17 protein-coding genes and 1 pseudogene are annotated in these 16,825 nt (G+C 66.5%); 10 read left to right on the top strand and 8 right to left on the bottom strand.

All coding sequences use genetic code 11. From position 1 onward, the window contains the following. Positions 1 to 39: 39 nt before the first annotated feature. The 6 genes from bktB to BN118_RS10675 all read right to left on the bottom strand — a co-directional run bounded on the left by bktB (position 40) and on the right by BN118_RS10675 (position 6,461). On the bottom strand, positions 40 to 1,221 hold the full coding sequence (bktB, locus tag BN118_RS10650; protein WP_014905810.1) for a beta-ketothiolase BktB: 1,182 nt from the start codon (positions 1,219 to 1,221) through the stop codon (positions 40 to 42). A gap of 72 nt (positions 1,222 to 1,293) precedes the next feature. Further along, entirely contained in the window at positions 1,294 to 1,668 is a 375-nt protein-coding gene (locus tag BN118_RS10655) for a tautomerase family protein (RefSeq protein WP_003818524.1), read from the bottom strand. A gap of 100 nt (positions 1,669 to 1,768) precedes the next feature. Continuing rightward, positions 1,769 to 3,031, bottom strand: coding sequence for a quaternary amine ABC transporter ATP-binding protein (locus tag BN118_RS10660; protein WP_003810308.1), 1,263 nt, complete (start codon positions 3,029 to 3,031; stop codon positions 1,769 to 1,771). Further along, positions 3,028 to 3,885, bottom strand: a complete 858-nt coding sequence (locus BN118_RS10665) for an ABC transporter permease (RefSeq protein ID WP_003810306.1) — start codon at positions 3,883 to 3,885, stop codon at positions 3,028 to 3,030. Before BN118_RS10665 ends, BN118_RS10660 begins: the two co-directional genes overlap by 4 nt. Before the next feature lie 172 nt (positions 3,886 to 4,057). Further along, positions 4,058 to 5,059, bottom strand: coding sequence for an ABC transporter substrate-binding protein (locus BN118_RS10670; protein WP_003818523.1), 1,002 nt, complete (start codon positions 5,057 to 5,059; stop codon positions 4,058 to 4,060). Between the two features lie 451 nt (positions 5,060 to 5,510). Next, a complete protein-coding gene (locus BN118_RS10675; RefSeq protein WP_005012067.1) occupies positions 5,511 to 6,461 on the bottom strand; it encodes an IS481-like element IS481 family transposase in 951 nt (316 codons plus the stop codon). A gap of 17 nt (positions 6,462 to 6,478) precedes the next feature. Between BN118_RS10675 and BN118_RS21070 the strand changes: the two genes are divergently transcribed. After that, positions 6,479 to 6,613 carry a hypothetical protein gene (locus BN118_RS21070; protein WP_257792194.1) on the top strand — a complete coding sequence of 45 codons (135 nt, stop codon included), beginning with the start codon at positions 6,479 to 6,481 and terminating at the stop codon, positions 6,611 to 6,613. Beyond that, the gene (locus tag BN118_RS10680; RefSeq protein ID WP_004566317.1) at positions 6,591 to 6,983 is read left to right on the top strand and encodes a type II toxin-antitoxin system HicB family antitoxin; all 393 of its coding nucleotides are present in this window, start codon (positions 6,591 to 6,593) and stop codon (positions 6,981 to 6,983) included. Before BN118_RS21070 ends, BN118_RS10680 begins: the two co-directional genes overlap by 23 nt. Positions 6,984 to 7,259: 276 nt before the next feature. Here BN118_RS10680 and BN118_RS10685 read toward each other — a convergent pair whose 3' ends face one another. Then, positions 7,260 to 8,150, bottom strand: a complete 891-nt coding sequence (locus tag BN118_RS10685; protein ID WP_014905811.1) for a LysR family transcriptional regulator — start codon at positions 8,148 to 8,150, stop codon at positions 7,260 to 7,262. 145 nt (positions 8,151 to 8,295) lie between these two features. Between BN118_RS10685 and BN118_RS10690 the strand changes: the two genes are divergently transcribed. The 7 genes and pseudogenes from BN118_RS10690 to BN118_RS10720 all read left to right on the top strand — a co-directional run bounded on the left by BN118_RS10690 (position 8,296) and on the right by BN118_RS10720 (position 14,660). Further along, the gene (locus BN118_RS10690) at positions 8,296 to 9,270 is read left to right on the top strand and encodes a Bug family tripartite tricarboxylate transporter substrate binding protein (RefSeq protein WP_003821495.1); all 975 of its coding nucleotides are present in this window, start codon (positions 8,296 to 8,298) and stop codon (positions 9,268 to 9,270) included. 34 nt (positions 9,271 to 9,304) lie between these two features. Then, on the top strand, positions 9,305 to 9,664 hold the full coding sequence (locus tag BN118_RS10695; protein WP_010930087.1) for a DUF4286 family protein: 360 nt from the start codon (positions 9,305 to 9,307) through the stop codon (positions 9,662 to 9,664). A 66-nt stretch (positions 9,665 to 9,730) separates the two neighbouring features. Then, positions 9,731 to 10,907: pseudogene (locus BN118_RS10700) on the top strand (thiolase domain-containing protein). Positions 10,908 to 10,910: 3 nt separating this feature from the next. Further along, on the top strand, positions 10,911 to 11,333 hold the full coding sequence (locus tag BN118_RS10705) for a Zn-ribbon domain-containing OB-fold protein (protein ID WP_010930086.1): 423 nt from the start codon (positions 10,911 to 10,913) through the stop codon (positions 11,331 to 11,333). A gap of 4 nt (positions 11,334 to 11,337) precedes the next feature. Then, complete coding sequence (locus BN118_RS10710) at positions 11,338 to 12,321, top strand: tripartite tricarboxylate transporter substrate binding protein (RefSeq protein ID WP_014905812.1); 984 nt, start codon at positions 11,338 to 11,340, stop codon at positions 12,319 to 12,321. 11 nt (positions 12,322 to 12,332) lie between these two features. Beyond that, on the top strand, positions 12,333 to 13,991 hold the full coding sequence (locus BN118_RS10715; RefSeq protein ID WP_014905813.1) for an AMP-binding protein: 1,659 nt from the start codon (positions 12,333 to 12,335) through the stop codon (positions 13,989 to 13,991). A 93-nt stretch (positions 13,992 to 14,084) separates the two neighbouring features. Then, positions 14,085 to 14,660, top strand: coding sequence for a restriction endonuclease (locus BN118_RS10720; RefSeq protein ID WP_003821488.1), 576 nt, complete (start codon positions 14,085 to 14,087; stop codon positions 14,658 to 14,660). A 24-nt stretch (positions 14,661 to 14,684) separates the two neighbouring features. On the opposite strand, the gene BN118_RS10725 is transcribed toward BN118_RS10720, so the two are convergent. Further along, complete coding sequence (locus BN118_RS10725) at positions 14,685 to 15,674, bottom strand: LysR family transcriptional regulator (RefSeq protein ID WP_014905814.1); 990 nt, start codon at positions 15,672 to 15,674, stop codon at positions 14,685 to 14,687. 135 nt (positions 15,675 to 15,809) lie between these two features. On the opposite strand from BN118_RS10725, the gene BN118_RS10730 reads away from it, so the two are divergent. Further along, positions 15,810 to 16,787 (top strand): Bug family tripartite tricarboxylate transporter substrate binding protein, encoded by a 978-nt coding sequence (locus BN118_RS10730; RefSeq protein ID WP_041166274.1) that lies wholly within the window; start codon positions 15,810 to 15,812, stop codon positions 16,785 to 16,787. Positions 16,788 to 16,825 lie beyond the last annotated feature (38 nt).

Genomic DNA, 16,825 nt, shown 5'->3' on the forward strand with positions numbered 1-16,825 from the left:
GCGGGCTCGCGGCGCCAGCGGCGCCACGAGCGCCGGACCTCAGACGCGCTCGAAAATGGCGGCGATGCCCTGCCCGCCGCCGATGCACATCGTCACCAGCGCGTAGCGGCCGCCCACGCGCTGCAACTCGTACAAGGCCTTGACCGTGATGATGGCCCCGGTCGCGCCGATGGGATGGCCCAGGCTGATGCCGCTGCCGTTCGGATTGACCTTGGCGGGATCCAGCTCCAGCTGGCGCGTCACCGCGCAGGCCTGCGCGGCGAACGCCTCGTTGGCCTCGATCACGTCGAGCTGGTCGACGGTCAGGCCAGCGCGCTTGAGCGCGGCCTGCGTGGCCGGCACCGGGCCGATGCCCATGATCTCGGGGTCCACGCCGGCATGCGCATAGGCCACCAGGCGCGCCATCGGCGCGATGCCGCGCTGCGCCGCCGCGGCCGCGCTCATCAGCACCACCGCCCCCGCGCCGTCGTTCAGGCCCGACGCGTTGCCCGCCGTGACCGTGCCGTTTTCCTTCTGGAACACCGGCCGCAGGGCCGCCATGCCTTCGATGGTGATGTCGCGGCGCACGTGCTCGTCGGTGTCGAACACTGTCTCGCCCTTGCGCGTCTTCAACGTCACCGGGACGATCTGGTCGCGAAAGCGGCCCGCGTCGATGGCGGCCGCGGCGCGGCGATGCGACTCGACCGCCAGCGCGTCCTGGTCGGCGCGGCTGATGGAATAGCGCGCCGCCACGTTCTCGGCCGTCACGCCCATGTGCATGCGGCCAAACGGATCGGACAGCGCGCCGGTCATCATGTCGACCATGGCGCTGTCGCCCATGCGCGCGCCCCAGCGCTGCGCCGGGGCGATATACGGCGCGCGGCTCATGCTTTCGGCGCCCGCGCCCACGGCGATCTCGGTATCGCCCAGCATGATGGTCTGGGCGGCCGACACGATCGCCTGCAGCCCCGACCCGCACAGGCGGTTGACGTTGAACGCCGGGGTTTCCTTGCCGATACCGGCGTTGATCGCGGCCACGCGGGACAGGTACATGTCGCGCGGCTCGGTGTTGATGACATGGCCGACGGCGACGTGGCCGACCTCGGGGCCGGCCACGCCGGCGCGCGCCAGCGCTTCCCGGATGACCGTGGCGCCCAGGTCGCAGGGCGCCACGTCTTTCAGGCCGCCGCCGAAATCGCCAATGGCGGTACGGGCAGCGGCTACGACTACGACTTCGTTCATGATGTCAATTCCTCCTGTTTTCATGCGGTATGGCCATGCAATCGATCATACCGCCGCTCGCCGCGGCATGCCTCAGCGGCCCGCCGCCCGGGCGCTGATGCCATTGGCCACGCCCATGTTGGCCTTGGAAACGTCGTGGATCATCACGCGCACATCCGTGCCGTCGATGCCTATGCTGTCGCACACGGCGCGGTTCAGCGCGCCGATCAGCGCCTCTTTCTGCTCGTCGGTGCGGCCGGCGATCATGTCCACCGTCACCAGCGCCATTTGCCGGCCCAGCTCGCCCGCCACGATGACATGGGCGGCAGGGACTTCCTCCAGCACCACGCGCACGCTGGCCAGCGGCGCGCCGATACTGTCGACCACAGCCTGGCAGGCGGCCGCGAGCAGCGCCGACTTCTGCGCCGGCTGGTGGCCTTGCATGATCTGTACATTCAAGAGAGGCATGACAGGGTTCCGAGAGCGATTGGGAAAACGGCCACCCACTGGTGACCGTCTTCCATCATATCGCCGTCGGGGCGTGCGGCGAAACCCGCGGGCGGCCGGCTCAGGCCGCGTCGCGCTCGTGCGCCTGCCCCGCGCCGTCCGAGGCCGCGTCCGCAGCATCGCCCTGCCCGTCGGCCGAGTCGGACTCGGCCAGCACCGGCGTGACCAGCTCGACCACCTTCTTGCGCGACAGCATGCCGATGAACTCGTCGCCCTCGCCCGTCACCGCCACCGGCTGGTCGCTGTGCACCAGCTGCGCCAGCACCTGGTCCAGGCCGGCGGTGGCCGGCACCGAGGCCAGGTCCTCGACGAAGCGCGACACATCGCGCGCGCCCTCGTCCACCGCCTGCTGCGCGGCGGCGGCCATCAGCACGCCCGCCAGGCGCTTGCCATCGAGCACCGGAGCGTACTCGTAGCTCAGCGCCTGCATGCGGTCCAGCGCATGCGCCGGCCGCGAGCGCATCGTCAAGGTCAGGCGCGGCGGGTTGACCGCGTGCGCCGCGTTGAGCACCTTGGTGCGGTTGACGTCCTGCAGGAACGACTGCACGTATTCGGTGGCGGGATTGAGCAGGATGTCTTCCGGCGTGCCTTCCTGCACCAGCTCGCCGTCCTTCAGGATCGCAATGCGGTTGCCCAGGCGCAGCGCCTCGTCCAGGTCGTGCGTGATGAACACGATGGTCTTGTTCAGCTTGGCCTGCAGCTGCAGCAGGTGGTCCTGCATCTCGCGGCGGATCAGCGGGTCCAGGGCCGAGAAGGCTTCGTCCATCAACAGGATCTCGGCGTCGGTGGCCAGCGCCCGCGCCAACCCCACGCGCTGCTGCATCCCGCCCGACAACTGGTGGGGATACTGGTTCTCGAAGCCGGACAGGCCTACCTGGTCGAGCCAATGGCGGGCCCGCTGTTCGCGCTCTGCGCGCGCCACGCCCTGCACCGCCAGCCCGTAGCCGGCGTTGTCCAGCACCGTGCGGTGGGGGAACAGGCCAAAGCGCTGGAAGACCATGCTCATCTTCTTCTGGCGGAACGTCTCCAGGTCGCGCTTGTTCAGGCTGACCACATCCACGCCATCGACCAGGATATGGCCGGCGCTGGGCTCGATCAGGCGGTTGAAGTGGCGGATGAGCGTCGACTTGCCCGACCCCGACAGCCCCATGATCACGTAGATGCTGCCTTCCTCGATGGACAGGCTGATGTCGCGCAGGCCCAGCGTGTGGCCGCTTTTGGCCAGCAGGTCTTCCTTGCTGATGCCGTCGCGGGCGGCCTGCAGCCACTTGCCGGGATGCGGGCCGAAGATCTTGTAGATATTCTTGACTTCGATTTTGCTCATCGCTGGCCTCCCGTGCGTACGCGTTGCCCGTACGATTGCGTGATGCGGTCAAACAGCACCGCCAGCACGACGATGCCCAGCCCGGCCAGCAGTCCGCGGCCGACCTCCAGGCGGTTGATGCCCAGCAGCACTTCATAGCCCAGGCCGCGCGCACCGATCATCGAGGCGATGACCACCATCGACAGCGCCATCATGGTGGTCTGGTTGATCCCGGCCATGATGTTGGGCAGGGCCAGCGGCAACTGCACGCCGAACAGCTGCTGGCGCGGATTGGCGCCGAAGGCGCGCGCCGCCTCCAGGACTTCGCGGTCGACCAAGCGGATACCCAGGTCGGTCAGGCGGATCAGCGGCGGCACGGCGTAGATCACGGTCGCGATGATGGCCGGGATCTTGCCCAGCCCGAACAGCATCACGACCGGGATCAGGTACACGAAGCTGGGCATGGTCTGCATCACGTCCAGCACCGGCAGCATGCCGGCGCGCAGCCAGTCCACCCGCGCCATCAGCACGCCCAGCGGGATGCCGATCACCACCGAAAGGCCGGCGGCCATGATCATGAGCGCCAGCGTCTGCATGCCGGCGTCCCACAGGCCCAGCACGCCGATGACGCACAGCAGCGCGCCCATGGCCAGGCTCAGGCCGATGCGGCGGCTGACCAGCCACGCGATGGCGATGGTGACCGCCACCACCGCCCACCACGGCGACTGGCGCAGCACCTGCTCCAGCCAGACCAGCACGCTCAGGAAAGGTTGCGACATCGCTTCCAGCGTGTCGGCGTAGTTGGTAACGAGATGATCGACGAATCCGTCGATGGCCCCGCGCACTGCGCGCGCGGGAATGACTTCAGGGAACATCAGGCGACTCCATTCTGGCGTATCGCGCGGCCCGGGAAAGGGCCGCTCCGGCGTACGGGGCCGGCGACACGGGATGCCCGGGGCCTATGGCCGCGCCGGGCGCGATCGGCGCCCCCGTCGGGCGCCATCGCGGGCCACGGCGGCGCAATGGCGCCATCGTGGCCCTGGACCGCTACAGGGCGGTCTGGACGCGCTCGGCCACGTCGGCCGGCACCCACTTCTTCCAGACGTCGGCCTGGTTCTTCAGGAACCACTGCGCCACGGCGCCGGACTCGTCGCCGGACTCTTCCATGTGGGCCAGGGTCTGGTCCATGACCGGCAGCGGCACCGCCACCTTGGACAGGAACTCGGTCAGCTTGGGCGCCTCTTCCGAGAACCGAGTATTCACAGCGGTGAACACCGGGTTCTCGGGATAGGCGCTAGGCTGCGGATCGCTGCATTTGGGCGCCGTCAGGCACTTGTGCTTTTCCGCATCGTACGGCGGCAGTTCCAGCTTGACCAGATCCATCGAGCCGACCAGCGGCGTGGGGTACCAGTAATAGAACACCACGTCCTGCTTGCGCTTGTAGGCGGACATCAGGGCCGCCTTCTGCGCCGCGCCGGTGCCGGGCGAGTACAGCGTGTAGCTGTCACCCAGCTTGAGCGCATGGAACAGGTTGGTGCTGGTCACTTCGCAGCCCCAGCCCGCCGGACAACCATAGAAGCGCCCCTTGCCGGGCTCCTCGGGGTCCTTGAAACGGTCCTTGAACTTGGGCAGGTCGGCCGCCGACTTCAGCTCGGGCAGGCGCTCGGCGGTGTAGCGCGGAACGAACCAGGCTTCGCCGCCCATGTAGAGCTCGCCCACCCGCTTGACCTTGCCGGTCTTCTGGGCGCGGTCCCAGGGGTCGGCAACGCTGTTGAGCCAGATTTCGGTATTGATGTCGAGGTCGCCGCGCTCCAGGGCGGCCAGCGCCGGCAGGGTCTCGGTGGGCAAGACCTCGGTCTTGCAGCCATAGCCCTTTTCCATGATGAAGCGCTCGATGTCGACGAGGACGAGGTTGGATTCCCAATTCATGCCGCCGAAATTGACGGGCCGCGAGACTTCGCACTGGGGCTTGTCGGCTGCCTGGGCCGCACCGCTGAACGCGCATAGTGCGGCCAGGGCGGCCAGGGTCTTTACTGGGGTGAAACGCATTGGCTTTTGCCTCCATAGGTCAGGGACACGGGACCGGGCAGACGCCGGACCATGCCGTGGAGCTAAGGGGGTTGTGCGGAAGACGGGCAGAACCGCCAATACAAACCGACACTAGCAGCAGGAGGCCGCGCCGCGGGCTGGGGCCATCCTGTAAGACAGCGGCCTGGTCACCGGCGAAGTTGCCGATACAAGGCTCGCAGAAAATTGAAAGAAACTAAACGAAGAAGGCCGCATCTTAGACGATTTTGAATCGTCGACCAACCCCAGGACCGAAGCAAACAGATACATTCACCCTGTTCTGGCGTCGGGGAAAGCCCCTAGGCGTGAGGCGCAAAACCAGCGTACGCGCCGTGCTGCGGCGCAACACGGCGCCGAATTATTTAGTTTCAATTGGAGATGAAATGATTTGCGACGGCCGACCCCGGCGCATGGCGCCGGGGTCGGCGGCATCCTAGCTGTGAACTGTCAATAGGTTGTATTCGTCCAGGTTGAGTCTGGAGATGGGTACAGCGCGCCCGATGCCTTGGTGGGGTCGATGCCAGTTGTAGTGGTGTAGCCAGGATTTCATGGCATCGGCTCGGTGTTGGGAGTTCTGGTAGGTGTGAGCGTAAGCCCACTCACGCAAGGCCGACTGGATGAAGCGTTCGGCCTTGCCATTGGTCTGTGGGCGGTAAGGTCGGGTAAAGCGGTGCTTGATGCCCAGCTCATGGCACAGCGCGGCGAAGGCGCGGCTGCGAAAGGCCGAGCCATTGTCGGTGAGCAAGCGCTGGATGGTCACGCCCAGGCGCTGGTAGTAGGCCACTGCGTCCTTGAGGAACTGGACGGCGCTGGGGAAGCGCTCGTCGGGGTGGATGTCGGTGAAGGCCACGCGGGCGTGGTCATCGATGGCCACGAAGACGAAGTCCCAGCCGGCCCCCTCAACGGTATCGCGTCGGTTGCCCGTGACCCGGTGGCCAGGGCGCTGGATACGTCCCAGCTTCTTGATGTCGATGTGCAGCAGATCGCCGGGGGCCTGATGCTCGTAGCGCACCACCGGCTCGGCCGGCTCCAGGTCGGCCAGGTGCGACAGACCGGCGCGGGCCAGGACGCGGCTGACGGTGCTGGCTGACACGCCCAGCGCCTGGGCGATGCGCGCTTGGGTCAGCCGCTTGCGGCGCAGCTCCACGATAGCCAGCGCCTTGGCCGGCGCAATCGCTCGGGGCGAGACCGTCGGGCGCGAGGACGCATCGGCCAAGCCCGCCTGGCCCTGAGCCAGGAAGCGGCCCAGCCATTTGCGCACAGTCGGCGCGGTGACCCCATAGGCGCGGGCCGCTTCAGGCACACAAACTTGATGGGCGATCAATTGCTGGACCATTTCGAGTCGACGTAGGAAGGTCAATCGGGCATGCTTATGGGTGTTCATCCGGCCGGGCTCCTTGAGTGAACTGGGGGGGTGGCGATTTCCAGTTTCTCAAATCCGGTTCGGATGAACCATGCATACAACCTATTGAATCTTCACAGCTAGTCCATGCCACACAAGGAGCACAGAAAAGTGAAATATCCCATTGCCATTGAACCCGGCAGCGACACGCGCGCCTGGGGGGTCGTTGTTCCTGATCTGCCCGGCTGCTTTTCAGCAGCGGACGAAGGGATTGATCAAGCAATCGAGAACGCCAAGGAAGCCATTGAGTTGTGGATTGAAACGGCCATCGACTCCGGCGCCCCCATTCCTCCGGCGACCAGCATCGCCAATCATCAGGCCAATCCAGAGTTTGCCAACTGGATTTGGGCGATCGCTGATGTCGATCCTGCAGTCTTGGATGAAACTGTTGAGCGCGTGAACATCACGATCCCGCGCCGCATTCTCAAGCGCCTGGATGATCGCGCCCGCGCCGCCGGCGAAAGCCGGAGCAGCTACATCGCACATCTCGCCATGACTGCCTGATGACGCATATTGCGTCCGACGCACCCAGCAGAGAGCCCCGACTGGACAATCCGTATCGGGGCTCTCGTTTGCGTGGGTAGCACGAAGTCAATGCTGCTTGCACACCTTGCGAGTCTGGCGGCCTAGCATCCACATGCCTGTACCACTATCAAAACTCGACGTACGTGGCATGAGTTTCACTTCGCACGGCTACTTTTCTTTCCGGACAGCGCCCGCCCCCGGCCTGGACGAGTTCCTGCGCCGCGAACCGGCGAGCGGCCATCCGCGGCTCCTGCCCTAGCCTATGCTCTGGCGGATCGCGCGCCGGAAGTGGTCTGCCAGCGTAGTGTGGTGGTCCGGACTGCTCAGCAGCGCCAGGCCCGTACGGAATCGCGAGCCTGGGGCAAGCGGACGGAACGCCACGCGGTAGCCGACACGGCCCACGATGGATTGCGGAACCAGCGCGATGCCGGCGCCCATTTCCACCAGCGCCAGCACGGTCGCGGTCTGCGTGGCCATGTGATTGGCGATGCGAGGCATGATGCCCTGGGCCTGGAAGCCCTCGAGCATGAGCGCGCGCAAGGGCGGCGAATGTTCGCGCGGCGGCAGCAACAGCGGCTCGTCGGCCAGGTCGCGCAGCGAGATTTCCCCGGCCGCGACCAAGGCATGGTCGTGCGGCAGCGCCACGCAGAAACCGTCCTCGTCCACGAGTTCGAGCTCCAGGCCCGGAAACGCATCCAGCGGATAGCGCACGATGCCCAGGTCGAACGTCCGATTGTGCAGGCCTTCGACAATGCGATCGGTGGTGGCCTCGTACAGCTCCACGTGGACGCCCGGGTGGGCGCGCTGCAGTTGCGGCAATGCCTGCGGCAGCAGGCGATAGGGTGCGCTGCCGACGAAGGCCAGCCGCAGGGTGCCGACGTCGCCGCTTGCGGCGTCCCGGGCGAGGAACGGCAGCCTTTCGGCGTGCCGCAGGATCTGCATGGCTTCGGGCAGCAGCAGCGCGCCGGCCTCGGTCAGCGTGACGCCGCGCCGTCCGCGCACGAACAGCCTGGCGCCCAGCCTCGACTCCAGCTGCGCGATGGAGACCGACAGCGCCGGCTGCGCGATATGGAGCTGCTCGGCGGCGCGGCGCAGGTTCTGTTCGGTGGCGACAACGCAGAAGTGGCGCAGGCTCTTCAGGTTCATGCTTGCCACGAAATCAGCCATATCGTTTTTATTATCAAAGTGACTAAAAATAGTATTTTACTCATTATGGCTGCGTATCTAAGCTCTCGTTGATCCACCGAACCGGCCCGCTCCGGATCCGATATCGATAACGACAGGGGGAGACATGAATCGTAGACATGCACTGAAGGTCCTGGGCGCGGCAGCCCTGCCCGCTCTGGGCTGGCCGATGAGCGCCATGGCTGGCGAGTTTCCGCAAAAGCCCATCCGGTTCATTTCGCCCAGCCCGCCCGGCGGCGTGACGGACTTCCTGCCGCGCCTGCTGGGCCAGGAGATGAGCAAGATCCTGGGCCAGCCGGTGGTGATCGAAAACCGCACGGGCGGCAACCAGACCATCGCGACGAATTACGTCGCCAAGGCGGCCCCGGACGGATACACCATCCTGCTCGCCACGTCGGGCGCGCTGGCGGTCAACCCGCATCTGATCGCCGACATTCCCTATCAACCCCTGACGGACTTCGAGCCCATTTCCATGCTGGGCGGGGTCGCCTCGGTGGTGATGGCAACGCACGCGTCGGACGCCCGGACACTGGCGCAACTGCTCGAAGCCGGCCGCGGGAAGGGACGCAAGCCCGCATTCGGCCATACGGGCATCGGCACCTCTCCGCACCTGGTGCTCGAGGCGCTGAAGCAGGAAGCCGGCATCGACATCGTGGACGTTCCATACAAGGGAACGCAGCAGTTGTTCACCGATGCCAAGGGCGGGCAGTTCGAGTTCCTTTGCAACAACATCGGGCCGTCCCTGCCGCTGATCAGGAACGGCGACCTGCGCGCGCTGGCCGTCACGAGCCGCAAGCGCTCGCCGGCGCTGCCCGACGTTCCGGCCATAGCCGAAACGCTGCCGGGATTCGAGGTTCTCGGATGGATGGCTGCCTACGCCCCAGCGGGAACGCCGGCGGACGTCATCGACAGGCTGGCCGCCGCGCTGCACGCCTCCCTCGCCACGGACGAGGTGCGCAAGGCGCTGGCCAATTTCGCCATCGACGCCATGCCGACGAGTCCGCAGGAAGCGAAAGACTTTCTCGCGGCCGAGTACCGCCGGTGGGGCGAGGTGGTGCGGCGCTCCGGCATCCGGATCTAGCGGCGGGACCATATACAACAGGAGGGGCAACAGCATGCAGGAATATCGATTGGTGGTGTTTACCAACCCTACGCAGGGCATGGAAGATCAGTTCGATGAATGGTATGTGAACCAGCATCTTCCCGACGTGCTGGCCGTGCCGGGGTTCAAGGCGGGGCAGCGCTTCGAGCTGGAGCAGGAACAGCTGAAGGCCGGCCCGCATCCATGGCGCTTCATGACGGTGTTCGACATCGAGACCGATGACTTGCGCCACACATTCGACACCCTGATCAGCCGCGTCAATACCCCTTTGATGCCCATGTCCCCCTCTATCGCGGAACATCGGATTGCCTACGCCTACAAGGCCGTGACGCCCAAGGTGCAGGCGACGCCGCACGGACAGCAGCCGAAATAACAGGTTCCGGCCCAGCCCCGACCCGCATCGCGCGGCGCGGGGACCAGCCGGAGGATGGAGACAGACATGACGAGACACGCTCTGGCCTATGTGGCGGGCGCCTATGAACATCCCCTGCGCCATGCGCCGGACAAGTCCGTGGCGCAATTGCATGCGGAGAGCGCGCGCGGCGCGCTGGACGACGCCGGCCTGAGTTTCGCCGACGTGGACGGGTATTTCTGCGCCGGCGACGCCGGCCTGGGGCCCGCCTATATGGTGGATTATCTGAACCTGACGCTGCGGCACGTGGACGGCACCGAGATCGGGGGCGGCTCCTATCTTGCGCAGATCGGCCACGCCGCCCATGCCATCGCCGCAGGCAAGTGCTCGGTGGCCCTGATCACCCTGGCCGGACGCCCGCGCAGCGAGGGCCAGGCCACGGGTACCGAGCCGCGCATCCCGGGCCCGGACCGGCCCTCGGCGCCATGGGACTCGGCATACCGCTGGACGATAGGCACCATCTACGGGAATTTCGCGCGCCGCCACATGCACGAGTACGGCACGACCAGCGAGCAACTGGCATGGGTCAAGGTCGCCGCCTCGCATCACGCGCAGCACAACCCCGACGCGCTGCTGCGCAAGGTCTATACGGTGGACGACGTGCTGGGCTCGCCGATGGTGGCCGACCCGCTGCATCGGCTGGACTGCTGCGTCATCACCGACGGCGGCGGCGCATTGGTGATCGTGGCGCCCGAAGTGGCGCGCAGCCTGAATCGGCCGCGCATCAAGGTGGTGGGCCACGGCGAGACCATCCGCACCAACAACGGCGGCCACCATGAAGACCTGCTGGTGACGGGCGCCGCCCGCTCGGCGCCCGCGGCGTTCGCCCAGGCTGGCGTGACACCGGCGGATATCAAATATGCGTCCATCTACGACAACTTCACCATCATGGTCATCATGCAACTGGAAGACCTCGGCTTCTGCCCCAAAGGCGAAGGGGGACGCTTCGTGGCCGACGGCAACCTGATATCCGGCGTGGGACGGCTGCCTTTCAATACCGACGGCGGCGGACTGTCTGTGCAACAACCATCCGGCCAATCGGGGCGGCATGACCAAGGCGATCGAGGCCGTGCGCCAGCTGCGCGGCGAGGCGCATCCGGCCGTACAGGTGAAGAACTGCGACCTGGCCCTGGCGGCCGGCCCCGGCGGGGTCTATGGCATCGGCCATTCGCACACCACCGTCATTTTCGAGCGGGAGGACTGACAGATGCAGAACAGCGAACAGGCGTGCGGCTGGCAGGCCGACCCCTACGCCCTTGCATATCCGGAATCGGCGCCGTTCTGGCAGGCGGCCGAAACCGGCACGCTGCTGTTGCCCCAGTGCGTCCGGTGCGAATGCTTCCATTGGCATCCCCGCGCGTTCTGCCCTTTCTGCAAGGCCCCGGACCCTCGCTGGACCGCATCGAGCGGCCAGGGCGAGATCTTCAGCTTCAGCGTGGCGCGTACCGCGACCCCCTATGTCGTGGCCTACGTCAGGCTGGCCGAGGGCCCGTTGATGCTGACCAATATCGTCGACTGCGACCCCGACAGCGTGCGCATCGGCCAGCGCGTCAGCGCCCGCTTCCGCCCGACGCAGCAAGGCCGGCTGCTGCCAGTGTTCGCCCCGACGCACGATCACGAAAAGGATTAGAGACATGCATTCCGGAAATCGCATCACCCGTCGCAGTTTCATGCTGGCCGCGGGGGCCCTGGGCCTGGCCCTCGCGGGCGCCGCCCAGGCGGCCGCGTTCCCGCAGCGCCCTGTCGCGATGATCGTGCCCTTCCCGGCCGGAACGGCCGTGGACGTCGTGGCCCGTTTCCTGGCGACGCGGTTCACGCAGCAGTGGAACCAGTCGGTCTACGTGGAAAACCGCGTGGGCGCCGATGGGCTGATCGGCACGGTGGCCGCCAAGATGGCGCCGGCTGATGGCCACACCATCCTGTACACCGGTCCGCCCTTTCTCTTCGTGCCGGATCTCAACCCGCAGGCAGACTACGACCCGCTGAAGGATTTTCGGCCGGTCGCGCGCGTGACCGCGCCGGTCTACATGCTGGCGGCGACCAAGAGCGCGCCCTACAGCACCTTCCGGGAGATGGTGGAAACGGCAAAGCGCACCGGCGGCCAGCTGGATGTCGGCACCGTCGGCGCGCACGGCACCGCCACGGCCGCGGGGATGGCCAGGGCGGCCGGCGTCGACATCAACATCATCAACTACAAGACCACGGCGCAATTGATCAGCGACAGCATCGCCGGGCACGTTCCCATGGTCCTGTCCGCGCTGGGGTCGCTGAACACGCTGACGCACAACGGCTCGCTGAAGGCCCTGGCGGTCAGCGGGCCGCAGCGATCGATCATCGCGCCCGAGGTTCCCACCGCCATGGAGGCCGGCGCAAAGGATTTCTCGGTGGTCTCGTGGAACAGCGCATTCGTGCGCACCGGTACCCCGGACGCGGCCGTGGATGCCATCGCCCAGGCCATCCACAAGGCGACGCTGAGTCCGGACTTCATCGAATTCTGCCGCGCCCAGGGCCTGGAGCCGGCATTCGAGGACGGCCAGGCGTGGCTCAAGACCTTGCCGGCCGAACGTAGCTATTTGAACGGGCTGCTGCGCCAAAGCGGCCTGCTGGCGGCAAAGTGAGAACGGCATTCATGCAAGCAGCAAACATCTGGCCGGCCATCGACGCCGAAGCCGAAATCGGTGACATCCGGCAGTGGACGACCGGCGCGGTACTGGCGCGCCGCGCCGAGCGCTGCCCGGACCGGGTTTTCCTGCGCTTTGCGCCGGACGGCCGCAGCTATACCTTCGCGGACCTGCACCGCCGCACCAATGGTATCGCCCAGGCGATGATCGGCTACGGCATCGCCCAGGGCGAGCACGTCGCCATGCTGTCGCCGAACTGCCCGGAATGCCTGCTCGGCAATCTGGCGCTCGGCAAGGTGGGCGCCGTATCGGTGCCGATCAACACCAATGCCAAGGCGTCGCTGCTGGAGTACTACCTCACGCATGCGGATTGCGTGACCGCGATCGTGGCCGACGCCTGCATGGAAGCGTTTGCGGCGGTGGCCCCGCGCCTGGCGCAACTGCGGCGAGTGCTGGTCATCGGCGATGCCGCGAACGCTCGCCGGATGCTCGCAGGCCTGCCGCTGGCGGTCGAGCCCTTTCCCGCGGACGCCGCGAGCGACGAGGCGGTGGACAATGACGTGCGCTTCACCGACCTGGCCTATCTCATGTTCACCTCGGGCACCACGGGGCCATCGAAGGCCATCATGATTCCGCACGGGGCGGCCTGGCACTGGGGCAAGCACAGCGTGCACTACCGCTACTTCCTGCCCGAAGACGTCGACTACGTCTGCATGCCGCTGTTCCACGCCAATGCGCTGCTGCTCAGCTGCACGACCGCGATCGTGGCCGGCACCTCGGTGGTGCTGGACGAACGCTTCTCCGCCTCGCGCTTCTGGGAGCGCGTACGCGCCTTCGGCGTGACACGCTTCAACGCCATCGGCGCCATCGGCAATTTCCTCTGGTCGCAGCCGGCCTCGCCGGTCGATCTCGAGCACAAGGTGCGTATTTGCTCGCTGGCGCCCCCGCCGCCCTTCGTGCACGATTTCGAGCGCCGCTTCGGCCTGCGCGTGATCGCGGGCTACGCCCTGAGCGACTACGGTTTCGGCGCGTCGCTCTCGCCCGATGCGCCGCCCGAGAAGTCGCTCAGCCTGGGCAGGACCTGCGAAGGCGTCGCGATACGCGTGGTCGACGAGGACGACCTGACCCTGCCGGCAGGCCAGGTCGGCGAGATCGTGATGCGCATCGAACAGCCGGGCGCCGCGCCGCTGGGCTACTACAAGATGCCGGAAGCCACGCTGGCGGCCTGGCGCAACCTCTGGTTCCATACCGGGGACCTCGGCTACTTCGACGCCGACGGCTATCTCTACCTGACCGATCGCAAGAAGGACATGATCCGCCGCCGCGGCGAGAACATCTCGTCGTACGAAGTCGAATCCGTGATCGCCCTGCATCCCGCCGTGCTGCAGGTGGCGGTATACCCGCTGCAGTCGGAGCACAGCGAGGACGAAGTGGCCGTCACGATCATGCTCAAGGACGGCCAGGCCCTGGATCCGGACGAACTGGTCGCCTTCTGCCAGCAGCAGATGGCGGCGCACATGGTGCCGCGCTTCGTCGAATTCGTGGACGCGATGCCGCTGACGCCCACCAACAAGATAGAGAAATACAAGATAAAGGAGCGCGCGCAGGCGGATCGCTCACGGCTCTGGGACCGCGAACGCACGCCGGGCGCGCGGCCCGGGCCGTAAGGCGCAGGAGCCGGAAGTCGCCGCACGGGCCGGGCGGGGGCCGGCCCGCCTGCCCTATACTGGCGCCTGCCTACCAGACCCGACAGCTCCGGCGTGAAACTCAAGCCAGCCCCCAACTCGATATTCGCCATCCTCCTGCGCTCTTCGTGGTGGATCAGCGCCGCCATCGCGCTCGTCCTGATCGCCAGCGCGCTCGCATCCACACGGCCGACGTTCACCGCGGTCCTGTTCTTCGCCGCCCTGCCCTTTCTCGTCATTGCGGCCATGGCGGCCTGGAAGCAGCGCAACGTCCCTTCGGCCGCCCGCGTCGAACGCGCCACCAACGCGGCGCGCGCCATGTCCTGGGAAACATTCTCGAAAGTGCTGCAGGAGGGCTTGCGCCAGGACGGCTGCGAGGTCACCGTGCTGCAGGGCGGGCCGGCCGATTATGTGTTGCGGCGCAAGAATCGGCTGGCCGTGGTCGGCGCAAAGCGGTGGAAAGCCTCGCGCGTCGGCGTGCAGGCGCTGCAGGAGCTGAACGCCGTCCGTGAGACCCATGGCGCGCACGACGCCATCTACGTCACCATCGGCGAGATCAGCGCGCCGGCGCTGGCGTATGCGAAGGCCAACCAGATCCAGTTCATGGCCGAGGCCGAATTGACGCGCCTGTTGCCGCAGCTGTCGACATAGCGCGCCGCTCGAACGCGGGCCGGATCAGAATTCGCCGGCGCGGACAGCCGCCCCGGTTTCCATGGCGCCCGGCATGGCGGCCGCGCACTCGATCAGCGCGTTCTTCATGTCCATGATTTCCGCGATGTCGCCCTTGGTGCGCCGCCACACCACCGAAATCGGCGGTAGCGGAACCCGCGGATTGACGGGCAGCACATGCAGGCGGCCGCCCTGCTGCAATTCGGCCGCCACCGAGGCAGGACATATGCCGAGGAAATTGCTTTTCTGCACCAGGGTCAGGCGCGAGGCCGAGGTAAGCCATTCCACTTTCGGCACGGGCGGCCGCAGCCCTGCGCTGACGAACTCCTCTTCGATCAATTTGCCGGTGATGGAGGTCGACGGCGGCAGCACCCAGTCGTACTGCGTCAGCATGTCCAGGGTGACCGTGTCCACCGCGCTCAGCGGATGGTCCGTGCTGCATACGATGGCAATGGCTTCCTCATAGAGGACCGCGCTGTCGAAATTGCGCGCGCCGGCCAGACCCGCGTGGCTTTCCAGCAAACGGGTGACCGCGATATCGATGGCGCCCTGGTCCAGCGCGTCGAGCAGCTGCCGCGACGTGCCTTCGGCAATCCGTACGCGCGACCTGAAGCCGGCGCCGAACAGGCGCACCAGCGTCGTGGGCACAAGGGTATGCAGGCAACGCGGCAGCGCGCCGAGGTCGATCGACACACCCTGGCGATGCTCCAGCTCAGCCACGTCGGCCTGCATCTCGTGCAGCTCGCGCAGGATGACCCACACGCGGCCGACCAGCACATCGGCAAACGGATTCGGCCGCATGCCCCGCCTGCCTCGCTCGAACAGCGTCACCCCGAACGTGGACTCGACTTCGCGCAGCATCTGGCTGGCGGCCGGCTCGCTCAGGTGCAGGCCCTCGGCCGCCTTGCGCAGGGACCCGTACTGCACCACCAGTTCGAGCAAGCGCAAGTGCTTGATCCGGATATGCCCCAGCCCCCTGGCCGCCGATTTCTGCATTTTGTTTTTCCGATCATTTGATAAGTTACTCCTATTATTAATTTATCACTGACCCGGATAGACTGCTTTCCACCAAACGGAATACGTCACCACTTGCGCCGGGGCACACCGGTCGACCGAAAACCTGGAGACAGAATAATGTTGCAACGGCTTTTCGCAGTATTGCTGGCCGCCTCGACGCATGCAGCCGCCTGCGCGCAGACCCCTGCCCCGGCCTATCCGGAGCGAACGGTCCGTTTTCTGGTGCCCTACACCCCCGGCGGCAATGCCGATATGCTCGTGCGGCTGTTGTCGCTCAAGCTGACCGAGTATTGGGACAAGCCGGTCGTGGTCGAGAACAAGCCCGGCGCGTCCGGCACCATCGCGGTCAACACCGTCGCCAAGGCCGAACCGGACGGGCACACCCTGGTCCTGGGCGCGGCGGGCAACCTGGTCGTCGCGAACAAGCTGATCAAGGGCCTGCCGTACGACCCCGTCGAGGACCTGAAAGCCGTCTCGGTGGTCGCCACCCCACCCTTTGTCCTGATCACGGCCGAGCAATCCAGGTACCAGGATGTCGCCAGCCTGGTCGCGGACGCCGGCCAGCGGCCCGAGCAGATCACCTTCGGCTCGGCCGGCATCGGATCGGCCAATCATCTTTCCGGCGAGTTGCTGGCCCTGATGAAGCGCGTCAAGTTCACGCACGTCGCCTACAAGGGAATGGGGCCCGCCCTCAACGACGTGGTGGCCGGCCGCATCGACTTCGCCTTCGCGCCGATTCCGCTCGTACTGCCGCAGATCCAGGCCGGCAAGCTGCGCGCGCTGGCCGTCTCCGGCACGACCCGCACCCAGGTCCTGCCCGACGTGCCAACCGTGTCCGAGGCGGGCGTCACCGGATTCGAGAGCGGCGCCTGGTTCACCGTCATGGTGCCGAAGAACACCCCCGATCGCATCGTCGACAAGATCAACCACGATCTGAAGTCGGCGATGCAGGACGCGGACTTCATCCGCAAGCTGGCCGAAGAAGGCGCGGTCCCGATCGGCAATACGCCCGCCGAGGCATCCGCGTCGCTCCAGTCGGAAATGGCCAAGTGGGGCGACCTGATCGACCGCCTGAATCTGCAGCCCATCTGAGACAGCCGCAGCGCCGGCCTGGGCGCAGCGCCCTTTCT

The sequence above is a fragment of the Bordetella pertussis 18323 genome (genome assembly GCF_000306945.1).
In the GTDB taxonomy this organism is placed as follows: domain Bacteria; phylum Pseudomonadota; class Gammaproteobacteria; order Burkholderiales; family Burkholderiaceae_B; genus Bordetella; species Bordetella pertussis.

What these genes read in the sequence shown, in the direction of transcription:
- bktB (WP_014905810.1), bottom strand. Translation starts at nt 1,221, where the DNA reads ATGAACGAAGTCGTAGTCGTAGCCGCTGCCCGTACCGCCATTGGCGAT.
- BN118_RS10655 (WP_003818524.1), bottom strand. Translation starts at nt 1,668, where the DNA reads ATGCCTCTCTTGAATGTACAGATCATGCAAGGCCACCAGCCGGCGCAG.
- BN118_RS10660 (WP_003810308.1), bottom strand. Translation starts at nt 3,031, where the DNA reads ATGAGCAAAATCGAAGTCAAGAATATCTACAAGATCTTCGGCCCGCAT.
- BN118_RS10665 (WP_003810306.1), bottom strand. Translation starts at nt 3,885, where the DNA reads ATGTTCCCTGAAGTCATTCCCGCGCGCGCAGTGCGCGGGGCCATCGAC.
- BN118_RS10670 (WP_003818523.1), bottom strand. Translation starts at nt 5,059, where the DNA reads ATGCGTTTCACCCCAGTAAAGACCCTGGCCGCCCTGGCCGCACTATGC.
- BN118_RS10675 (WP_005012067.1), bottom strand. Translation starts at nt 6,461, where the DNA reads ATGAACACCCATAAGCATGCCCGATTGACCTTCCTACGTCGACTCGAA.
- BN118_RS10685 (WP_014905811.1), bottom strand. Translation starts at nt 8,150, where the DNA reads ATGAACCTGAAGAGCCTGCGCCACTTCTGCGTTGTCGCCACCGAACAG.
- BN118_RS10690 (WP_003821495.1), top strand. Translation starts at nt 8,296, where the DNA reads ATGAATCGTAGACATGCACTGAAGGTCCTGGGCGCGGCAGCCCTGCCC.
- BN118_RS10695 (WP_010930087.1), top strand. Translation starts at nt 9,305, where the DNA reads ATGCAGGAATATCGATTGGTGGTGTTTACCAACCCTACGCAGGGCATG.
- BN118_RS10705 (WP_010930086.1), top strand. Translation starts at nt 10,911, where the DNA reads ATGCAGAACAGCGAACAGGCGTGCGGCTGGCAGGCCGACCCCTACGCC.
- BN118_RS10710 (WP_014905812.1), top strand. Translation starts at nt 11,338, where the DNA reads ATGCATTCCGGAAATCGCATCACCCGTCGCAGTTTCATGCTGGCCGCG.
- BN118_RS10715 (WP_014905813.1), top strand. Translation starts at nt 12,333, where the DNA reads ATGCAAGCAGCAAACATCTGGCCGGCCATCGACGCCGAAGCCGAAATC.
- BN118_RS10725 (WP_014905814.1), bottom strand. Translation starts at nt 15,674, where the DNA reads ATGCAGAAATCGGCGGCCAGGGGGCTGGGGCATATCCGGATCAAGCAC.